Origin of the sequence: Thermicanus aegyptius DSM 12793, from assembly GCF_000510645.1 — a bacterium.
Lineage (GTDB): Bacteria > Bacillota > Bacilli > Thermicanales > Thermicanaceae > Thermicanus > Thermicanus aegyptius.
Map to the genome: position 1 here is coordinate 1349595 of NZ_KI783301.1, position 19400 is coordinate 1368994.

Below are 19400 nucleotides of genomic sequence, written 5' to 3' on the forward strand. Positions count from 1 at the left end.
TTTCCCATCTCGTGCCCACAGACCAGGGTGTTTTTCCGGGTGTGAAGCGTCAATCACCTGTTCACTCTTGTCCCAGTCTGTTATAATAATGAAAATACCTATAACGCCGGGAGTGATTGAAGCCTATGTTGAAGATCCATGAAATCAGAGAAATCATCCGTTTAATGGATCAATCGGGAATTACCCATTTGGAGCTGGAATTAGAAGGGGACAGGCTCCTTCTCAAAAAAGAGAAGGAGATCTCTCCGGTGGTTGAGAAAGAACGAGTACAGCCGGGACTTCCCATTCTATCTGAAAAATCTGCTGCCTCCACTCAACTCCCTAAAGAAGAGAACGCTTTCACCCCCCCTCCGGCTCTCGTAAAAAAAGAGGAGAAACCTCTGGAAACGGAGACGGAAGAGAATTTCAAGAAGATCACCTCTCCCATGGTGGGAACCTTTTATGCAGCCCCTAACCCGGATGCGAAACCCTATGTGACGGTCGGGGATTATGTGGAGCCGCATACCATCGTCTGTATTATTGAGGCGATGAAACTTTTTAACGAGATTGAGGCGGATGTCCGGGGACAAATCGTCAAAGTCCTGGTGGAAAACGGACAACTGGTTGAATATGGCCAGCCTTTATTTCTGGTGAAGGCGGAATAGGGGAGGGATAATGTGTTTAAAAAGATCTTAGTGGCCAATCGGGGAGAGATCGCCGTCCGCATCATTCGCGCGGCGAGGGAGATGGGCATCCAGACGGTGGCCATCTATTCGGAAGCGGATCGAGATGCCCTCCATGTTCGCCTCGCCGATGAGGCCTATTGCATCGGTCCCGCTTCATCCAAAGAGAGTTACCTAAATCTGACCAACATCATGAGTCTCGCTACCATTTTGGGCGTAGACGCCATTCATCCAGGTTATGGTTTTTTGGCAGAGAATGCCCATTTCTCCGAATTGTGTGAGGAATGCGGGATCGTCTTTATCGGTCCCAAAAAAGAATCGATTGAAAAAATGGGAGATAAGTCGACGGCGAAGGAAACCATGAGGGCGGTCGGCGTCCCGACGGTACCGGGAACGGAAGGGTTGGTGGAGGATGCCGAGGAAGCCTTTAAAATAGCCGAAGAAATCGGATATCCCGTGATCATTAAAGCGACTGCAGGTGGCGGAGGCAAAGGAATGCGGGTTGCCTATTCGAAGGAAGAACTGGAGAAATCCCTCTCTATGGCCCAAAAGGAAGCGGAGACCGCCTTTGGCAATCCCGGCGTTTATCTGGAAAAATATGTAGAGGAACCCCGGCATGTGGAGATTCAGATTATGGCGGATCGGCATGGAAATGTGATTCATCTAGGAGAGAGAGATTGTTCCATCCAGCGACGCCATCAGAAATTGGTGGAAGAGACGCCTTCTCCTGCCCTAACGGATGAATTGAGGGAGAAGATGGGAAAAGCCGCTGTTCTAGCTGCAAAGGCGGTTGACTATGTGGGAGCGGGAACCGTGGAATTTCTCTTAGATAAACATGGACATTTTTATTTTATGGAGATGAATACGCGGGTACAGGTAGAGCATCCTGTGACGGAGATGGTGACAGGCATTGATATCATCAAGGAAATGATCCGGGTGGCGGCAGGGGAGCCCTTGTCGGTAAAACAGGAAGAGGTGAGGATCCGGGGATGGGCGATGGAATGCCGTATTAATGCGGAGGATCCCGAAAGAAACTTCTTACCTACTCCCGGGGAGATTGAAGATTATCTCCCTGCCGGAGGCTTTGGGGTGCGGGTGGATAGCGCCGTCTATTCAGGCTATCGGATTCCGCCGTATTACGACTCCATGATCGCTAAGTTGATCGTCTGGGCTCCAACCAGAGAAGAGGCGATTGAACGGATGAAAAGGGCCCTGCAGGAGATGATCATCTCCGGGAAAGGGGTTCATACCACCATTCCTTTTCACCTCCGCCTCTTAGAACATGAGAAATTTCGAGCGGGCCAATTTGATACCCGTTTTTTGGAGAAGGAGAAGTTTCTTTAAGGAGAGATCCCGGAAACGGGGACAGGAGTTGTGGAGAATGAAAGCAACGGCGTGCCTTTTGGCGGGGGGAAAATCGCAGCGGATGGGCAGGAACAAAGCCCTCCTTCCCATGGGAGAGATGAAAAATATGGAGCGGATCATTCAAAAGCTTCATCCCTATTTTGAAGAGATGCTCCTCATCGCCAATGAACCGGAAGAATTTAAAGAGTTTGGCCTTCCCATCTTTTCTGATCGGTATCCGGGGAAAGGACCCTTGGCCGGGATTCATGCAGGTTTAATTTCTTCTTCCCATGAGGCAAATCTTATGGTCGCGTGCGATATGCCTTTCGTATCCGGCGAGTTGGCCGCATTTCTCATCAAGCTTTCCGAAGGGTATGAGGCGGTTGTACCCCGCGTCGGGGGGGTGTTGAACCCCCTCTTTGCGGTTTACCGCCGTTCTCTGATCGGGAAGGCTGATCGCGCCTTGCAGGAAGGGAAATTAAAGTTGACCGATTTTCTCTCTACACTTCATGTCCGTTTCGTTGACGAAACGGACTTACCCTCTTTCCCGGATCTTCGTTGGATTCTCTTTAATATGAATACCCCCGCAGAATATGAGATGGCAAAGAAACGTCTTTCTCTTCTTAATCCCTCGTGAGCGCATATTCCACCGCAGCCTCTGCGTGAATCAGCGTAGTGTCAAAGATGGGCACCGATACGTCTTCCTGCTTAATGAGTAACCCAATCTCCGTACAACCGAGGATGATTCCTTCTGCTCCTTGTTCGACCAATCGCTTTATCGTCGCCAGATAAGCCTCTTTGGACGAATCGCAGATTTCTCCCAGACAAAGTTCATGGTAGATCACATGATGAATCATTTCCCGTTCCTCATCATAAGGAACAATCACTTCCAGACCATGTTTCTTTATTAATCGCCCTTTATAGAAGTCTTGCTCCATCGTAAAACGGGTTCCCAAGAGCCCTACTTTTTTTAGTCCTGCATTTTTAATTCGTCCAGCGGTGGCATCGGCAATATGAAGGAATGGGATCTGAATCGCCTTTTCCATCTCATCCGCCATTTTATGCATCGTGTTGGTGCAAAGGAGGAGGAAATCGGCCCCTCCCCTTTCCACGCGTTTTGCCGCTTCCACCATGAGTTTCGTTAAACTTTCCCAATCTCCTTCATGTTGAAGGCGCTCAATTTCCTCAAAATCGACCGAGTAAAGGACGAGTTCCGCAGAATGGAAGCCGCCAAGTTTTTCTTTTACCTTTTGATTTAGGATACGATAATATTCCATCGTGGATTCCCAACTCATACCGCCGATCAGACCGATCGTTTTCATATGTTCTTATTCTCCTCTCTCTATGAATCATGTGAATCTTCGATTCCTTTAGATCGATCATATGGATCTTTAGGGGCCATTTTTCTACGTGATTGGGAAGAAAAGGGAAAGGATTACAGCATTGGCGGCTTTCTATGTCGGGTATAATTTTCAAAGGCATAGGCGATGGTAATCAATGCCGGCTCTTCAAAAGCCCGGGCGGTAAAAGTAACTCCGAAGGGTTCCCCTTCCTGGGTGTAGCCTCCCGGGACGGTGATGGAGGGATACCCTGCTTTGGCGGCAATTCCTGCCCCATAATTGGCGGGGAAGAGGAGGGAGGTTAAGTTATGCTCACGCATTGCCCGGTCTATTCCCTCCTTGCGAGACCTTCTCAGGTCGTTGAGTCGGCTGCGTAAATATTCACCTTCCGTGAGACTACCGCTTTTCTCTTCTGCCGCTAAAAGGAGGGATTGACCATAACGAAGGGCTTTCTCCGGCCTCTCATTGTTAAAACGTATCAAATCTTTTAAGGAGTGAACAGGAAGGTGAGATTCTACTTTGGCCAAGTAAGCATTCAGATCCGGCTTAAACTCATAGAGAAGGACGGTATAATCCTCTCCCCCTTCCTTGGAGGGCAGAAGGACGGGATCAATCACCTCCACTCCTGAATCCCGCAAAGCTCGAATCGCTTCCTCCATGATTTTCAACTGATCCACATGCAATGAATCATAATAGGGTTCCCTGGGCACACCGATCCGCAAGCCCCGAATCTCTCCGGATGGATAAGGGGGAGAAACGTTTGCCGGGAAATGGAGGTTTGACCGCAAGGTTGCAGGATCTTTAGGATCTTTTCCTGCCATGGCCCAAAAGAGCAAGGCGGCATCGGCGACACAGCGGGCGATGGGACCTGCCGTATCCTGGCTGTGGGAGATGGGAATGATCCCGGATCGGCTGATCTGTCCCACGGTAGGTTTAATCCCAACGAGGGAGTTGGCGCTTGCCGGGCTAAGGATCGATCCGGAGGTTTCCGTCCCCACCGCGGCGGCAGCCAGTCCGGCGGCGACAGCCGCTGCCGAGCCGGAGCTCGATCCCCCTACATCAAAACGACCGGGACCGTACGGATTTAAGACTTGCCCACCTCTTGAACTGTAACCGTTCGGCATATTTTCCGTCATGAAATTGGCCCACTCCGTCATATTCGCTTTGCCCAGAATGATGGCGCCGGCTGCCCGCAGCTTTTGAACCAGAAAGGCATCTTCCGAGGCATAATGATTCTCGAGGGCAAGGGAACCGGCGCTGGTATGCATTTTATCCGCCGTATCAATGTTATCCTTTACTATAATCGGAATGCCATGGAGAGGACCTCTGTTTTTCTTTTCATTCCGCTCCGCATCTAACGCTTCGGCGATCTCCCTCACATCGGGATTCAGCTCCAGGATGCTGTTGATTTTCGGTCCTTCTTTATCCACGCGGGCAATCCGATCCAGATAAAAATCGACCAATTCAATTGAAGAGAGTTCTCCCTTTTCCATGAGAGATTGGAGCTCTCCGATCGTTTGTTCACTCAAATCGGACATATTGGTTTCCTCCTAGCATGGTTGATTTATCTCCATCCTTTTTATTATGACATAAATCATTCTTTTAACAAATGAAAAAAATCAAAACCATGTATCTTCCTCATTCCTTGTGTTTAGTAGAAGAGCAAGGTAAGATAAGGGATAAGGATTTTGATGGAAAGTCGTAGATATCCCACCTTTCAAGATAAAAGAATGGGAGCAATTTTAAAGAGAGAAGGGGTCGGGTTTTGGAAGATAAAGAGAAAGAGTTCCGGAGAAACCATCTCATCGGGGTCGTCTATGCGGTCTCCGCCTTTGCCTTATGGGGGATTCTCCCCGTTTACTGGAAGGCGCTCTCCCGGGTTGCGCCTTTGGAAATATTGGCCCACCGCTTCATCTGGTCCTTTGTCTTTGTGGTCATCCTCCTTTTTTTTCATAAGCGAATCGGAGGAATCTTTCAAGTTTTTGCCGCACGAAAAAAGCGTCTTGCCCTGATTGCCGGTGCGGTGCTTATCACGACCAATTGGGGAGTGTACATTTGGGCGGTAAATGCGAATCACCTGATCGACGCCAGTTTAGGGTACTATATCAATCCGTTGGTAAGCATCGCCTTAGGGATGCTGTTTCTTAAGGAAAGGCTCAATCTGCTTCAGATGATCGCGCTGGGGTTGGCCGCTCTTGGTGTTCTTCTCATGGGGATGGAGTTTGGGCAGATTCCCTGGATCGCCCTCCTTCTTGCCTTCTCCTTTGGATTTTACGGCCTCGTAAAAAAAATGACCCATCTGGATGCGGAGATCGGACTTGCGGCGGAAACCCTTGTGGTTCTGCCTTTTGCTTTCGTTTACCTGATGTTTAGCGAACAGCTTCATGGGTGGCCGATCTTGCAATTTCCTCTCCCCACCCTGCTTCTTCTTCTCGGGGCAGGTGTGGCGACGGCAACCCCGCTTCTCTGGTTCGCCCAGGCGGCGAACCGCGTTCGCCTATCCACCGTGGGATTTATTCAGTATTTAACTCCCACGATCAACCTGCTTCTCGGCATCTTTCTTTATAAGGAACCTTTCACCCAGGCTCATTTCATTAGTTTTACCCTCATCTGGATCGCCCTCCTCCTTTACTCCTTCTCGGGTTTACCTCTTTTTAAACGGAGGATCCCCGGAAAGGTGAGAAGTGAAGAGAGCTTTAACTCCACCCGATAAATCCTTTCTCCCTGCAGGAGTTTGTACTGGGAAATCTTTTCATGGTATAATCGATCTAATCGGTTCTGTGGACGAATGAAAAGGAGGATGAGAATCATGGAGGAAATGATCGCCAAAATGGAAACGACATCGTTAGGAAAGATACAGATCGCACCGGAAGTGATTAGCGTCATCGCGGGTCTCGCCGCTTCGGAAGTGGAAGGCGTTCATACCTTAAGTGGAGGTTTGGTCGGAGATTTGGCCGAACGATTGGGTCGCAAAAAGAACTTGGCCAAAGGCGTGGCAGTTGAAGTGGGGCAAAAAGAAGTGGCTGTGGATATTTCCGTAACGGTAGAATACGGTTATTCGATTCCGAAGATCGCCGCAGAAATTCAAGATAATGTGAGAACGGCGATTGAGAATATGACGGGTCTTCATGTCGTAGAAGTAAATGTGCATGTCCTCGATGTTCGGTTCCATCCCATCTCCGAAGTTGTTGTCCCTGAAGAGAAAAGCCAAGAGAAAAACCTGCGCGTCCGTTAAAAAAGAGATATTTCTAAAGCGGACGGATGAAGGAAAGGATGAGCGCCATGGATTTTTTACTTCGTTTTTACAGTTTTATCATATTGATACTTTCTCTTGTTTTGCTTGTTTTCGGTTTCGGATTTTTTGAAGATGGGGTTTATGCGGCCGTCGATTATTTTTACCAATCCACGAAAGTACGTATTGCCTACATCGTTTTTCTCCTTCTCCTCGCCGGCCTTAGTCTTTTTTTTCTGCTACAACGGAGGGGAAGGAAAAGCACGACAGACACGATTAATCAAAAAAATGAGTTGGGAGAAACGCGGGTTTCAGTGACCGCTCTTGAGAATATTGCAGCGAAGGTTTTACAGCGGATCGCCGGGGTAAAGGATTGGCAGATTCGGCTTCGTTCCTCGGAAGTGGAGGGTCATCAGTTTTTCATAAAGGTTGTCGTAGATGGGGAAGTTCCCATCCCACAATTGATCGAACAGGTTCAGAACGAGGTAAAACAAAGGGTAGAGGAAATCTCCGGAGTCCCAATCCGAAATGTTTCGGTCCTCGTAAGCGATATCGTCAGCACAGGAAACCAAAAGAGCCGAAGAGTGGAATAGAGGGGTGTCCATGTGGGAATATGTAAAAATACATAAGGGAAAAGTGGTGGGTGTAGGCGTTGCTCTTTTCTTCAGTCTCGTCTATCTCTTCTTTGGTTTCTTTCAAATGATCGTCGTATTTCTGATCCTGGCGCTGGGGTATTATATCGGTTCTAAATTGGATCGGAATGAGAGCATTGAAGAGATCCTTAAGAAATTTATTCCGGAAGATTTTTTCAATCGGAACCACCGCTGAAGGTGGTTTTTTCTTAGAAAGGGGAACATCATGTTGCAACGAAGGGCGGCAAGGGAGACGGCGTTAAAATGTTTGTATCAGATGGAAGTAGGGGGAATAAGCGCCGAAGAGGCGATGGAAAATCTGGGAGTACGTGATCCTTATGTAACCCGCCTTCTTACAAAAATCACGGAACGGAGGGAGGAACTGGATGAGCGCATACGTCCTCTCCTTAAGGGATGGAAGCTGGAACGGTTAACCTACCTGGATCGGGCGATCCTTAGGATAGGTACGTATGAAATTTTATTTGAAGAAGAGGTCCCGGATGCGGTAGCCATCGACGAGGCGGTGGAATTGACGAAGAAATACAGCGATGATCGATCCCGGCCGTTTATTAACGGAATCCTCTCTCAGCTCATGAAGGAAAAGAAATGAAAGAGGCTTATCTTGGAATCGATACCAGCAATTATAGAACGTCGGTATGCATGGTGGGTCCAGGCGGAGAGATCTTGTTTGAGGCGAGGGAGCTTCTTCCTGTCCCTGCAGGGGAGAGGGGATTGCGCCAATCGGAGGCCTTATTTATTCATTTGAAATTTCTCCCCGAACTGATGAGCCGCGTAACGGAAAAATACACCTATTTGGCTGTGGGTGCCAGCACCCGTCCGCGTCCTTTCATCGATTCCTATATGCCGGTCTTTCGGGCGGGGGAAGCATTGGGGCGTTTTCTTTCCTCCCTCCTGCAGATCCCGTTTTATGAATTCTCCCACCAGGAAGGTCATTTGGCTGCAGGGGAATACAGCCTGCCTGTTCCCTTGCCTGTTCATCGGTTTTTAGCCGTTCACCTATCCGGAGGAACGAGCGAACTTCTTCGTGTAGAGAGGGGTTCATCGGGATATACCATTGAGAAAATGGGAGGAACGCTGGATCTCCATGCAGGTCAATTGATCGACCGTATCGGGGTGGAAATGGGTTTACCTTTTCCGTCGGGTCCTTTCTTAGAAGAGATGGCAGGCAAGGCAAAAGGGGAGGTTCGTCTTCCATCGTATACGAAGGGATATTCCTTTAGTTTTTCCGGGGCTGAATCCGCTTTGTTGCGGCTTGTAGCGGAAGGAAAATTGCCTCGGGAGGAGATCGCCTTCGCTGCTCTTCAGGTGGTGGCCAACTCATTGGAAAAGGTGCTGCGCCAAGCCGTAGAAGAGACCGGGCTGCGGGAGATCCTGATTGTCGGGGGAGTGGCGGCCAACCGGATCATTCGGGAACGGTTGAAGAAACGACTTGAACACCGGGCGGTTGGGGCGAGACTTTATTTTGCAGATCCTCGCTTCGCCGGGGACAATGCGTATGGGATCGCCAGGCTTACCCGCTCTTTACATCAACAGACGAAGAGTCTAAACTGAACCTATAGAATTGATTTTGTGGGCAACAACAAGGTTGTGTACAATCTTCTGTCATTTAGTCATGAAAGAATCGGGGGAGTAAGATGACGGCAATGCTTCTTAACGGGAAGGAATTGGCAAAAAAAAGAAGAAGTGAAATCAAAACGCAGGTAGGGCGATTAAAGGAAATGGGAATCACGCCAGGCCTAGCGGTGGTCTTGGTAGGGGAGAATCTTGCTTCTGTCACCTATGTCCGATCGAAAGAAAAAGCATGTCATGAAGTGGGGATCTATTCCGAGGTCATTCGCCTTCCCGAAACGATCACCGAGGAGGAGCTTTTACAGGTCATCGAAGAGTTGAACCGAAGGGAGGAGATTGACGGCATTCTCGTTCAGCTTCCCCTCCCTTCTCATATTAGGGAGCAGGTGGTGATTAACCGGATTGCCGTGGAAAAGGATGTGGATGGCTTTACCCCGGTGAATCAGGGAAAACTTCTCCTGAATGAAAAGGGACTTTTTCCCTGTACACCCCTTGGAATTATCGATCTTCTCAAAGAAACGGGGCAGTCCATTGCAGGAAAACATGCCGTTGTCATCGGCCGCAGCAACATCGTGGGCAAACCGGTCTCCCTCCTTCTCCTTCATCAGCATGCCACCGTCACGATGGCCCACTCTCGTACCGTCGGTCTCAAACAAATCGCAAGGGAGGCGGATATTTTAGTGGCAGCGATGGGTCAGGCAAAAAAAATCACATCCGATTATATTAAACCGGGAGCGATTGTCATCGATGTAGGCATTAATCGGGATGAGAACGGTAAATTGGTGGGCGACGTAGACTTTGAGGCGGTTTGCGAGGTAGCCGGATGTATCACGCCGGTGCCGGGCGGTGTGGGACCAATGACCATTACCATGCTCCTTCAAAATACCCTGCAAGCTTCCCTTTGGAATCACCATGTTGAACTTGCAGGACGGATCGATGGATGAAGATGAATGGGACAGCGCTTACGATATGGACCGTAACGGAGCTCACCTCTTATTTAAAGGGATACCTTGAAGAAAACGATAGATTGCGTGAGGTGTGGCTTCGGGGGGAGATCTCCAATTTTAAACACCATACCCGGGGGCATATGTATTTTACCTTGAAAGATGCCGAGTCGAAGATTCAAGCGGTTATGTTTCAAGGACACAATCGTTTCTTGCGCTTTACGCCTTATGACGGACAGAAAGTAATTGCCCGGGGGAGCATCTCCATTTACGAGCGGGATGGGCAATATCAACTCTATGTAAAGGAAATGCAGCCTGACGGGATCGGCAATCTCTATTTGGCTTATGAGGAACTGAAGAAAAAATTGGAGGAAAAGGGGTATTTCAAGGCCGAAAGGAAAAAGCCGCTCCCCCAATTCCCGAAGAGGATTGCATTAGTCACTTCCCCCACCGGTGCGGCGATTCGGGATATGATTACTACTTTGCGCAGGCGATACCCCCTGGTTCAGATCATTGTGGTTCCTGTTCTCGTCCAGGGGGAAGAAGCTCCCCTTTCCATTGCAAAGGGGATCGATTTGGTAAACCGTTACGGTGGAATCGACCTGATCATCACAGGGAGGGGAGGCGGTTCCATCGAGGAGTTATGGGCTTTTAATGAAGAACGGGTGGCAGAGGCCATCTATCATTCTACCATTCCTATCATCTCCGCCGTTGGACATGAAACCGATACAACCATCGCCGATTTTGTCGCCGATCTCAGGGCTCCAACCCCCACGGCTGCAGCGGAATTGGCAGTTCCCCATATTGAACAGTTAAGAGAAAAATTGAATCTTCTAAATCGAAGAGGAAAAAGAGCGCTTCTTGAAAGCATCGCGAGAAAAAGAAAAGATTTGTCCGCTCTGCAAAAATCCTCCGTCTTAAGGCGACCGCTTTCATTGGTTGAAGAACAGAACCAGCGGCTGGACAAGGCGATGGAGAGGTTGGAACGAAATAAGGAGAGGCTCATCCAAGATCGGAAAAGGGAATTTGGTTATTTAAAAAATCGTTTTCTGCATCTCGCCAGTTTATTGCGCATCGAGACGGGGAAAAACAGGGTAAAAGAGTTGGAAGGAAGGCTCACGAAAGGGATAAAGAGAGAGCTTGAAGGAAAGAAGAAAGAGCTTCTATATCAGATCTCCCGTTTGGAAGGATTAAATCCGTTATCCATATTGAAACGGGGCTATACCGTCGCGTACAGTCAGGAAAAAAAGGTGATTCAAAGCATAAAAGGGGTCTCCCCTGGAGAAATGTTATATCTTCACTTTGTAGATGGAGTCGCCACCACGACGGTTTGGAGCGTCGAAGAGAAGGAGGAGAACCATGGCGGAAAAGAATGAGTTGGCCCAACAGATCTCTCAATATCCCTTTGAAGAGGCAATGGAGCGATTGGAAAGGATCGTAGAGGAGTTGGAAAAAGGAGAAGTTTCTTTGGAAGATGCGATCAACCTTTATCAGGAAGGGATCTTGCTTTCCAGACATTGTGATCAAAAACTGAAACAAGTGGAGGAAAAGATACGACTTTTAACGGAGGAGAATGGAAATATAATCCTAAAAGAATTTTCCGTTGAGGAGGGAGAGGGGTGAACCCACTTCAGGAATATTTGGAAGAACAAGCCTCATGGTTTACGGAACAGCTTCCCCGTTTTCTTCCGAGAGATATTCCGGAACGCCTTTTGCAATCGATGGATTATTCTTTGAGGGCAGGCGGGAAGAGGTTCCGTCCCATTCTTCTCTTCTCCGTATTGGAATCGATCGGTAAATCTCGGGAATTGGGTCTTGAAACTGCGGTAGCGATTGAGATGATTCATACCTACTCTTTAATTCATGATGATCTCCCGGGAATGGATAATGATGATTATCGCAGGGGAAAATTAACCAATCATAAAGTTTTTGGAGAAGGGATGGCGATTCTGGCGGGCGATGCTTTACTTACGTGGGCCTTTTATCTCTTAAGCGTTCTTCCCGATTTTCATCCGGAATTATCTCATGCCACATCCCTCCTCCTCATCAGGAAACTTGCGGAAGCGGCAGGCCCGACCGGCATGGTGGGAGGACAAGCGTTGGATCTGGAAGCAGAGAATAAACAACTTCCTCTTTCCGAACTGGAAAAAATCCATACGCATAAAACAGGGGATATGATTCATTTTTCCGCTATGGCCGGAGCTATCCTAGGAGGCGCTACGACGAAACAGAAGGAAGCCTTTTCAACCTATGCCCGCAAGTTGGGATTGGCATTTCAGATTCAAGATGATATTCTGAATATAATTGGAGATGAACAAAAACTTGGGAAACGAGTTGGCAGCGATGCCCAATTAGGAAAGTCCACGTATCCTGCGCTGCTTGGGATGGAAGAATCCATCGCCTATATGAACCGATTGGTGGATGAAGCGAAAAAGGCGATTCAGATCGACGGGATCGAAAGGGAGCATCTCCATCTTCTAGCCGATTACATCGTCCATCGCGATAAATAAGTCCTCTATATCATCCTGAGGATAAAGGACCAAAAGAAGGGTTGACGGCCGATGATTTTAGAGCATATTCATTCCCCGCAAGATGTGAAACGTTTATCCAAGGAGGATCTTCCCCTGCTTGCCAAGGAGATCCGCCAATTTCTCATTGAGAAACTATCGATTACCGGCGGGCATCTTTCTCCCAACTTAGGTGTGGTTGAGCTTACCCTGATGCTTCATCGTCTGTTTGATAGCCCGAAAGATAAAATTTTATGGGATGTCGGCCACCAATCCTATATTCACAAGATCATCACCGGAAGAAAAGAGAAGTTTGATACGTTACGCCAGTATAAAGGATTGTCCGGCTTTCCCCGCAGGGAAGAGTCGGAGCATGATGTCTGGGAAACGGGCCATAGCAGCACCTCCCTCTCCGCTGCCATGGGAATGGCGATCGCCAGAGATCTACAGGGGAAAGACCATCATATCATCGCCGTGATCGGGGATGGTGCCATGACCGGAGGAATGGCACTCGAAGCGTTAAATCACATCGGGCATGAACAAAGACGTTTAATCGTGATCCTGAACGATAATGAGATGTCGATTTCACAAAACGTAGGAGCCATTCACCAATATCTTGGAAGAATCCGAACCGCAGCGAAATACCAAAAGGCAAAGGATGAAATGGAGAATTTATTAAAGCGGATTCCAGCCATCGGGGAAGGCTTGTTACGAACCGCAGAGCGGATGAAGGATAGCCTTAAGCACCTGCTCGTCCCGGGAGTTCTCTTCGAAGAACTGGGATTTACCTATTTGGGGCCGGTGAATGGACACGACTTTGATGATTTGGAGATTTCCATAAAACAGGCGAAAAAGTTAAACGGTCCGGTTCTCCTCCATGTTATTACAAAAAAAGGAAAAGGATACGTCGCGGCGGAAGCAGATTCGGATACTTGGCACGGGTTAGGACCATATAAGGTTGAGTCAGGTGAGGTTATTAAACAACCTGGACCTCCCAGTTACTCTTCTATTTTTGCCAAAACATTAATCCGACTGGCCGAAAAAGATCGACGGATCATCGCCATCACGCCGGCCATGATGAGCGGTTCAGGACTTAAACCCTTCGCGGAGCGCTTTCCGGACCGCCTTTTTGACGTGGGGATTGCCGAACAGCATGCTACAACCTTATCGGCAGGATTAGCGGTAAGCGGGATGAAGCCTGTGCTTTCCATCTACTCCACTTTCCTGCAGCGGGCATATGATCAGGTGATCCATGACGTATGCAAACAAAATTTAAACGTCGTTATCGCCATAGACCGGGCGGGCCTTGTGGGAGCCGATGGAGAAACCCACCAGGGTGTTTTCGACATTCCCTTTCTGAGAGTGGTTCCCAACCTTATCCTGATGATGCCTAAGGATGAGAATGAACTGCAGCATATGATCTACACCGCACTCCACTATGAGAAAGGGCCGATCGCATTCCGTTATCCCCGGGGAAACGGAATCGGCGTCCCTCTAGATAAAGATTTTCATGAAATCCCGATCGGTAAATGGGAAATTCTTAATCCCGGAGCAGATGGCGTCATCTTGGCGGTAGGCCCCATGGTTCATGTGGCCAAAGAAGTTTCCGCTCGTTTTGAGAAAGAAGGAATCGGAATCCGCGTGGTGAATGCCCGTTTTATCAAGCCCCTTGATGAGGAGATGCTTTTTTCCATGGCTCAGGAACATCTTCCAATTCTTACCCTCGAGGAATCCTGCAGGTATGGCGGTTTCGGAAGCGCGGTGCTGGAATATTATGTGGATCATGCCCTCGCCCCCCATGTGGTAAATATGGGGATACCGGACCGCTTTATCGGACATGGGAGCGTGAATCAACTGCTGGAGGAATTAAATTTAAATGTTCAGGGAGTAATGGAACGAATGCGGGAGATATTAGGGGTAAAGAGGAAATATAGGAGGATCTCATGGGAAAGGAGCGTCTAGACCTCCTCCTTGTAGAAAAGGGGTTTTTTCCGAGCCGGGAGCAGGCGAAAGATGCCATTCTCTCAGGCCTGATTCAAGTAGGAGATAAGATCGAAGATAAACCCGGCACAAAGATCGAGAGGGATGCCGAGATTCTGGTCAAATCCCCTCCCCATCCCTACGTAAGTAGGGGCGGACTTAAATTGGAAAAGGCGATTGAAGTTTTTCGCCTCGATCTAAAAGATAAGGTCGTTTTAGATATAGGGGCCTCTACGGGAGGATTTACCGACTGCGCATTACAACATGGGGCAAAAATCGTTTACGCCATTGATGTAGGTTACGGGCAACTTGCTTGGAAACTGAGAAATGATAAAAGGGTTATTGTGATGGAGAGGGTGAACTTTCGCCATTTGAAACCTGGTCAACTGCAAGGCCCCTCCCCCCACGTTGCGGTCATTGATGTATCCTTCATTTCATTAACCCTCATTCTCTCCAATCTCACGTATTTTTTTCCGAATGGGGGAGAAGTGGTTGCCCTCGTTAAACCACAATTTGAGGCGGGCAGGGAAAACGTGGGGAAAAAAGGGGTTATACGGGATCCCAGGATCCACCTTGATGTATTAAAAAAAGTCGTGGCAAAAAGTGAAGAGTTAGGATATACTCCAATCCAAATAACCCATTCTCCGATTAAAGGGGGAGAGGGGAATATAGAATTTCTCCTTTATCTTCAGTTTAACGCAGGGGAAGGACAAAAGGGAAATATTTCCCTGGAGGAAGCGGTAAGGAAAGCACATCAGGAGCTGGATGGTCACTTATCCCCTTAAAGGGGATTTTTCCATAGGTTCTTTTTCCGTTTGAAAATATTCCCCTCCTTAGGGTATTCAAACATTGGCAATCGATTTTCATTTTGCAATCTTCTCACGAGGGAACAGGAAAATCCCCTTTTTGAGCGAATATGGAACATAAAGCTTTAAGAAAGGGGACAGGCGATGCTTTATACCTACGATTCCCTCGTTTTTTGGTTGCTCCTGTTCTTTGTCTTACTCCTTATCCTCCGAATTTTTTGGAAACATCTCCCGTTTCGGATCGATTGGGGGAATGGAGAAAAAGAGGATCCCCTTAAAGACTTATTACATCAACAGGGATACGTCCTTATACGAAGGCATATCCGGCTTCCCATCCAAATTCATTACAAAGAGGAAACATATCCGACTCGTTATTTCATCGACGGGGTGGCGAAAAAGGGAGGAAAATGGTATATCGTTAAAGTAGGGAGAAAACAAAAGCCTCTTTTATTGACCGGCAGCGGAATACGGGATGCTCTTTTACCGTATGCTCTGTTGGGAAAATGGGACGGAATCCTTTATGTGGAGCCGGAAAAGAGGATGGTTCATCGATTTATCTTTGAAATGGATCGCTCTCTTCTTCCTCAACCGCTGCGCCTTATCCCTTATTTGCTATTCTTTCTTGCCGGGCTTGCCCTTGCATTCCTGTTTAAATAACGATTTAATGATAGTGATAGGAAAAGTGGAAAGGAGGACCCTGCTTGAAAAAAAGCGCAAGGCATATGCGGATCAAAGAAATCGTATCCTCGCAAATCGTGGAAACTCAAGATGAACTGGTAGATCTGTTAAACGCAGAAGGATTTTCCGTGACACAAGCGACGGTTTCCCGGGATATTAAGGAACTCCATCTGATTAAGGTACCTATTCCGAATGGGAAATATAGGTATTCATTACCGATGGAAACCTCGATAAATCCTTTACATAAGATTCGGCGATTGATGGTGGAGAGTTTTCAAAGCATCGACTATACGGAGAATTTAATTGTGATGAAGACGTTGCCGGGGAATGCAAACGCCTTCGGGGCTCTGCTGGACGATCTAGATTGGCCGGAAATCATGGGGACGATCTGCGGAGATGATACGTGCCTCATCATATGCAGAAGCAAAGTTCAAGCTGAAGAAGTGGTTAAACGCCTCCGGGGATTGGTTTAGCTCGTCTCCCTTGTGCGGGTAAAAGAGAGGATGGAGGGGGAGAAACACCGTGATCGTGGAACTTACCATTCGAAATTTTGCCATTATCGAAGAGGTTCACCTTCAATTTCATCAAGGTTTAAACGTATTGACAGGGGAAACGGGTGCAGGGAAATCGATCCTTCTCGACGCGTTGGGACTCCTACTGGGAGGGCGGGGTTCCCAAGAGATGATCCGCTACGGAGCAGAAAGGACGGAAGTGGAAGGGTTGTTTCAGATTGGGGAATCCCATCCCATTGCCTCGATGCTGAACGAGTTTGGCATCGATGGGGAGGAAGGGATGTTGATCCTGCATCGGGAGATGGGAAAAAGCGGCAAAAGCATTTGCCGCATTAATGGGAAATTGGTTCCCCTCTCCTTTCTCCGGGAGATTGGAGAAAAAATCCTTCACATCCATAGCCAAGAGGATCATCATCAAATAATGCAAACAAACCAACATCTTCATTGGCTTGATGCTTATGGAGCCCGGACCATCTCGGAGAAACTGAGAGAATATAAGGAAATATTTCATCAATATCAACGGATCTATTCGGATTATGAGCATCTTCGCCAGGATGAGAAAGAAACCGTTCAACGGATCGATCTTTTGCGTTACCAATACCAGGAGATTACCCAAGCCTCTCTGGAACCCCATGAGGAGGAGAAATTAACGGAAGAACGTTCACGTCTGGTTCACGCGGAAAAAATTACTTATCATGGCGAAGGAGCTTATAATGCTTTGACGGGAGAAAACAAAGCCCTCGATTGGTTAGGAATGGCCATGGGACATCTGGAAGAAGTGGCCGAAGTGGAACCGTTCTTAAAAGAGAAATTTCAGCAGGTGGAAGAGGCTTTCTTCTTGCTAGAAGAGGTCTCAAGGGATCTTCGTGCCTTTCTAGACGAGCTTGACGTAGATCAGGGAAGATTGTCCGAGGTAGAGGACCGCCTTCATCTCATTCAACAATTAAAAAGAAAATATGGGGACTCCATTCACGCCATACTGGAATATGCCGCAACCATTGAGGAAGATCTGGAGAGATTAGAAAATAAGGATTTTTTACTCCAAAAATATGTAAAGGAATTAACCGAGCTCAAGGAGGAGCTTCTGCTTGCCGCCGCAGAATTGACGGAAACACGGTGTAAAGCAGCGGACGAGATGAGCGCGGCGATCCATCAAGAACTGAAACATCTTTATCTCGACAAGGCAAAATTTAGGGTCCAGGTGGAGGATATAAAGGATGATCTGGTCGGAGCATCCCTAGAGATAAAAGGAGGAGAGTATGGTTTAAATAAGGTGGAATTTTTGGTGGCTACGAATCCGGGGGAACCCTTAAAACCATTAACCAAAATTGCGTCGGGAGGAGAACTGTCCAGGATTGCGCTTGCTTTACGGACGGTATTGGCCAAGGTGGATGATGTGGATACACTCGTCTTCGATGAGGTAGATACCGGCGTCAGCGGAAGGATTAGCCAGGCGATTGGGGAAAAATTACACCATATTTCAAAAGAACGGCAAGTTTTAGCCATCACCCATCATCCGCAAGTGGCCGCTTATGCGGATAAACATTACCTGATTCAAAAGGAAACCCTGGGAGAACGGGCCATCACCCAGGTAAAGGAGTTATCGGAAGAAGAGCGAATTCAAGAATTGGCCCGCATGATAGGTGGAAAAGAAATCACTCCCTCCGCTCTTCAACATGCCCGGGAATTGAGGGATGCTTCGAGGGGAAGTGGAGTATAAAAAGATGAACAATCCATTTTTTGATGTTATAAAGGGGAGGTTACTCGGAGAAATTATAGGTACAGCAAGTTTGGAGGTGTAGGTAGGGACAGGAGTGTGATACGTTGGACGACAGACAGAGAGAAAAAAAACGGTTTTGGAGTGTGTTAGCCATCCTTCTCCTGCTTGTTTTGGCCTATACCCCTCCTGTTTATAATTATGCCTCTATCCCCACGGAAGTACGCTTAATGTTAGGCAGGAGCAAAGAGCTTCATTTATCCATCCCTGCAAGCACCTTGGGGACGACCGATCAACAAAAGGTGATTTCCTTAGAACAGCACCCTTCCCATACCTTCACGATTCAACCTCGGCAAACGGGAGAAGCGAATCTTCAGGTGAAGATGGGGGATATCCCCATTAAAAACCTTCACGTCCAGGTTTATCCGGAACTCCTCCTCTATCCGGGAGGGCAATCGATTGGGGTTAAGCTTCATTCGGCAGGGATCCTCGTCGTAGGTCATAAGCAGATTCTAAATCATAGGGGAGAATCTTCCTCTCCTGCAAAGGAAGCAAACATCCATGTTGGAGATTTAATCACCAAAATTAATGGAAAGACGATTCGAGAAGCTTCCGCATTAGGGAAGATCGTGGATGAAGCAGGCCGTGCCGGAAAATCTCTACAGCTTGAATTCATTCGGGGTAAAGAAAAGTTAAATGTTCAGGTTACTCCCATAAAAGATGAAGAAGATCAGCGTTATAAATTGGGACTCTATGTTCGTGATTCGGCGGCGGGGATCGGAACCTTGACGTTTTACGATCCGAAAACAAAACGATATGGCGCTTTGGGTCATGTCATCTCGGATCAGGATACGCAAAAACCCATTTCGGTAGGAAAGGGAAGTATTCTCCCCTCTACGGTAACCTCGGTAGATCGCGGGGAACAAGGGAAGCCAGGATCAATCCGTGCCATTTTTCCCGATGAAAAATCATCGATGGGTAATATAGAAAAAAACAGTCCGTTTGGAATTTTTGGCAAGCTCCATTCATCCATCCCCCACCTTCTCTATCGTGAGCCGATCCCGGTTGCGTTCGTGGAAGAAGTGAAGGAAGGTCCTGCAGAGATCTTAACTGTTGTAGACGGAGATAAAGTGGGGAAATACTCCATCGAAATTGTAAACGTGATTCGCCAGCGATATCCATCCACCAAAAGCATGATCATTAAAGTAACGGATCCTCGCTTGTTGGAAAAGACAGGCGGTATCGTACAGGGAATGAGTGGCAGCCCCATCATCCAAAACGGCAAGCTGGTAGGAGCGGTAACCCATGTATTCGTCAATGATCCAACACAAGGGTACGGTCTTTTTATCGAATGGATGTTGGAAGAGGCAGGTTACTCCCTCCATCATCAGCTTAAAAAAGCAAGCTGAGAAAGGAAGCAAGTTGAAAGGGCTCAGCTTGCTTTTTCCATGTCAAA

The 19400-nt window shown here is 47.8% G+C and carries 21 protein-coding genes; 19 read left to right on the top strand and 2 right to left on the bottom strand.

Annotated features, from left to right (window positions below):
• Positions 1-125 precede the first annotated feature (125 nt).
• The 3 genes from accB to mobA are packed head-to-tail and all read left to right on the top strand — an operon-like array spanning position 126 to position 2643.
• Positions 126-644: an acetyl-CoA carboxylase biotin carboxyl carrier protein gene (gene accB / locus THEAE_RS0107280; protein WP_005584331.1), complete on the top strand. Its 519-nt coding sequence runs from the start codon at positions 126-128 to the stop codon at positions 642-644.
• A 12-nt stretch (positions 645-656) separates the two neighbouring features.
• Entirely contained in the window at positions 657-2006 is a 1350-nt protein-coding gene (accC, locus tag THEAE_RS0107285) for an acetyl-CoA carboxylase biotin carboxylase subunit (protein ID WP_028987007.1), read from the top strand.
• Positions 2007-2043: 37 nt separating this feature from the next.
• The gene (gene mobA, locus THEAE_RS0107290; RefSeq protein ID WP_028987008.1) at positions 2044-2643 is read left to right on the top strand and encodes a molybdenum cofactor guanylyltransferase; all 600 of its coding nucleotides are present in this window, start codon (positions 2044-2046) and stop codon (positions 2641-2643) included.
• Here mobA and THEAE_RS0107295 read toward each other — a convergent pair.
• Both THEAE_RS0107295 and THEAE_RS0107300 read right to left on the bottom strand, forming a co-directional pair.
• Complete coding sequence (locus THEAE_RS0107295) at positions 2630-3328, bottom strand: aspartate/glutamate racemase family protein (RefSeq protein WP_005584336.1); 699 nt, start codon at positions 3326-3328, stop codon at positions 2630-2632. The genes mobA and THEAE_RS0107295 overlap by 14 nt on opposite strands.
• Before the next feature lie 113 nt (positions 3329-3441).
• Positions 3442-4884, bottom strand: a complete 1443-nt coding sequence (locus THEAE_RS0107300; RefSeq protein WP_028987009.1) for an amidase family protein — start codon at positions 4882-4884, stop codon at positions 3442-3444.
• 227 nt (positions 4885-5111) lie between these two features.
• Here THEAE_RS0107300 and rarD point away from each other — a divergent pair, with 227 nt between their 5' ends.
• The 16 genes from rarD (at position 5112) to spoIVB (ending at position 19353) form a co-directional block, all read left to right on the top strand.
• On the top strand, positions 5112-6059 hold the full coding sequence (gene rarD, locus THEAE_RS0107305; RefSeq protein ID WP_052329835.1) for an EamA family transporter RarD: 948 nt from the start codon (positions 5112-5114) through the stop codon (positions 6057-6059).
• 96 nt (positions 6060-6155) lie between these two features.
• Positions 6156-6581 carry an Asp23/Gls24 family envelope stress response protein gene (locus THEAE_RS0107310; protein ID WP_005584340.1) on the top strand — a complete coding sequence of 142 codons (426 nt, stop codon included), beginning with the start codon at positions 6156-6158 and terminating at the stop codon, positions 6579-6581.
• A gap of 47 nt (positions 6582-6628) precedes the next feature.
• Entirely contained in the window at positions 6629-7171 is a 543-nt protein-coding gene (gene amaP, locus THEAE_RS0107315; RefSeq protein ID WP_169729969.1) for an alkaline shock response membrane anchor protein AmaP, read from the top strand.
• A 10-nt stretch (positions 7172-7181) separates the two neighbouring features.
• Complete coding sequence (locus THEAE_RS0107320; RefSeq protein WP_005584342.1) at positions 7182-7406, top strand: DUF2273 domain-containing protein; 225 nt, start codon at positions 7182-7184, stop codon at positions 7404-7406.
• 30 nt (positions 7407-7436) lie between these two features.
• Positions 7437-7820, top strand: a complete 384-nt coding sequence (gene nusB / locus THEAE_RS0107325) for a transcription antitermination factor NusB (protein WP_005584343.1) — start codon at positions 7437-7439, stop codon at positions 7818-7820.
• Complete coding sequence (locus THEAE_RS0107330; protein ID WP_028987013.1) at positions 7817-8782, top strand: Kae1-like domain-containing protein; 966 nt, start codon at positions 7817-7819, stop codon at positions 8780-8782. Before nusB ends, THEAE_RS0107330 begins: the two co-directional genes overlap by 4 nt.
• Positions 8783-8865: 83 nt before the next feature.
• Positions 8866-9744, top strand: coding sequence for a bifunctional methylenetetrahydrofolate dehydrogenase/methenyltetrahydrofolate cyclohydrolase FolD (gene folD / locus THEAE_RS0107335; RefSeq protein ID WP_028987014.1), 879 nt, complete (start codon positions 8866-8868; stop codon positions 9742-9744).
• A complete protein-coding gene (xseA, locus tag THEAE_RS0107340) occupies positions 9741-11120 on the top strand; it encodes an exodeoxyribonuclease VII large subunit (protein ID WP_084213472.1) in 1380 nt (459 codons plus the stop codon). Before folD ends, xseA begins: the two co-directional genes overlap by 4 nt.
• On the top strand, positions 11104-11367 hold the full coding sequence (locus THEAE_RS0107345; RefSeq protein WP_028987016.1) for an exodeoxyribonuclease VII small subunit: 264 nt from the start codon (positions 11104-11106) through the stop codon (positions 11365-11367). Before xseA ends, THEAE_RS0107345 begins: the two co-directional genes overlap by 17 nt.
• Positions 11364-12254 carry a polyprenyl synthetase family protein gene (locus THEAE_RS0107350; protein ID WP_028987017.1) on the top strand — a complete coding sequence of 297 codons (891 nt, stop codon included), beginning with the start codon at positions 11364-11366 and terminating at the stop codon, positions 12252-12254. Before THEAE_RS0107345 ends, THEAE_RS0107350 begins: the two co-directional genes overlap by 4 nt.
• Positions 12255-12305: 51 nt before the next feature.
• Complete coding sequence (gene dxs / locus THEAE_RS0107355; protein WP_005584349.1) at positions 12306-14213, top strand: 1-deoxy-D-xylulose-5-phosphate synthase; 1908 nt, start codon at positions 12306-12308, stop codon at positions 14211-14213.
• Positions 14195-15016 (top strand): TlyA family RNA methyltransferase, encoded by an 822-nt coding sequence (locus THEAE_RS0107360; RefSeq protein WP_028987018.1) that lies wholly within the window; start codon positions 14195-14197, stop codon positions 15014-15016. Before dxs ends, THEAE_RS0107360 begins: the two co-directional genes overlap by 19 nt.
• Before the next feature lie 165 nt (positions 15017-15181).
• Positions 15182-15694 carry a hypothetical protein gene (locus tag THEAE_RS21945; protein ID WP_052329836.1) on the top strand — a complete coding sequence of 171 codons (513 nt, stop codon included), beginning with the start codon at positions 15182-15184 and terminating at the stop codon, positions 15692-15694.
• A 44-nt stretch (positions 15695-15738) separates the two neighbouring features.
• A complete protein-coding gene (gene ahrC / locus THEAE_RS0107370; protein ID WP_005584352.1) occupies positions 15739-16188 on the top strand; it encodes a transcriptional regulator AhrC/ArgR in 450 nt (149 codons plus the stop codon).
• A 49-nt stretch (positions 16189-16237) separates the two neighbouring features.
• Positions 16238-17947 (top strand): DNA repair protein RecN, encoded by a 1710-nt coding sequence (gene recN, locus THEAE_RS0107375; RefSeq protein WP_028987019.1) that lies wholly within the window; start codon positions 16238-16240, stop codon positions 17945-17947.
• Positions 17948-18051: 104 nt separating this feature from the next.
• On the top strand, positions 18052-19353 hold the full coding sequence (gene spoIVB / locus THEAE_RS0107380) for a SpoIVB peptidase (RefSeq protein WP_005584354.1): 1302 nt from the start codon (positions 18052-18054) through the stop codon (positions 19351-19353).
• Positions 19354-19400: the final 47 nt, after the last annotated feature.

Coding starts and splice junctions, on each gene's coding strand:
- THEAE_RS0107330 (WP_028987013.1), top strand. CDS start 7,817: ATGAAAGAGGCTTATCTTGGAATCGATACCAGCAATTATAGAACGTCG.
- THEAE_RS0107360 (WP_028987018.1), top strand. CDS start 14,195: ATGGGAAAGGAGCGTCTAGACCTCCTCCTTGTAGAAAAGGGGTTTTTT.
- nusB (WP_005584343.1), top strand. CDS start 7,437: ATGTTGCAACGAAGGGCGGCAAGGGAGACGGCGTTAAAATGTTTGTAT.
- xseA (WP_084213472.1), top strand. CDS start 9,741: ATGAAGATGAATGGGACAGCGCTTACGATATGGACCGTAACGGAGCTC.
- THEAE_RS0107295 (WP_005584336.1), bottom strand. CDS start 3,328: ATGAAAACGATCGGTCTGATCGGCGGTATGAGTTGGGAATCCACGATG.
- THEAE_RS0107310 (WP_005584340.1), top strand. CDS start 6,156: ATGGAGGAAATGATCGCCAAAATGGAAACGACATCGTTAGGAAAGATA.
- folD (WP_028987014.1), top strand. CDS start 8,866: ATGACGGCAATGCTTCTTAACGGGAAGGAATTGGCAAAAAAAAGAAGA.
- accB (WP_005584331.1), top strand. CDS start 126: ATGTTGAAGATCCATGAAATCAGAGAAATCATCCGTTTAATGGATCAA.
- THEAE_RS0107300 (WP_028987009.1), bottom strand. CDS start 4,884: ATGTCCGATTTGAGTGAACAAACGATCGGAGAGCTCCAATCTCTCATG.
- THEAE_RS0107320 (WP_005584342.1), top strand. CDS start 7,182: ATGTGGGAATATGTAAAAATACATAAGGGAAAAGTGGTGGGTGTAGGC.
- THEAE_RS0107345 (WP_028987016.1), top strand. CDS start 11,104: ATGGCGGAAAAGAATGAGTTGGCCCAACAGATCTCTCAATATCCCTTT.
- THEAE_RS21945 (WP_052329836.1), top strand. CDS start 15,182: ATGCTTTATACCTACGATTCCCTCGTTTTTTGGTTGCTCCTGTTCTTT.
- amaP (WP_169729969.1), top strand. CDS start 6,629: ATGGATTTTTTACTTCGTTTTTACAGTTTTATCATATTGATACTTTCT.
- dxs (WP_005584349.1), top strand. CDS start 12,306: ATGATTTTAGAGCATATTCATTCCCCGCAAGATGTGAAACGTTTATCC.
- mobA (WP_028987008.1), top strand. CDS start 2,044: ATGAAAGCAACGGCGTGCCTTTTGGCGGGGGGAAAATCGCAGCGGATG.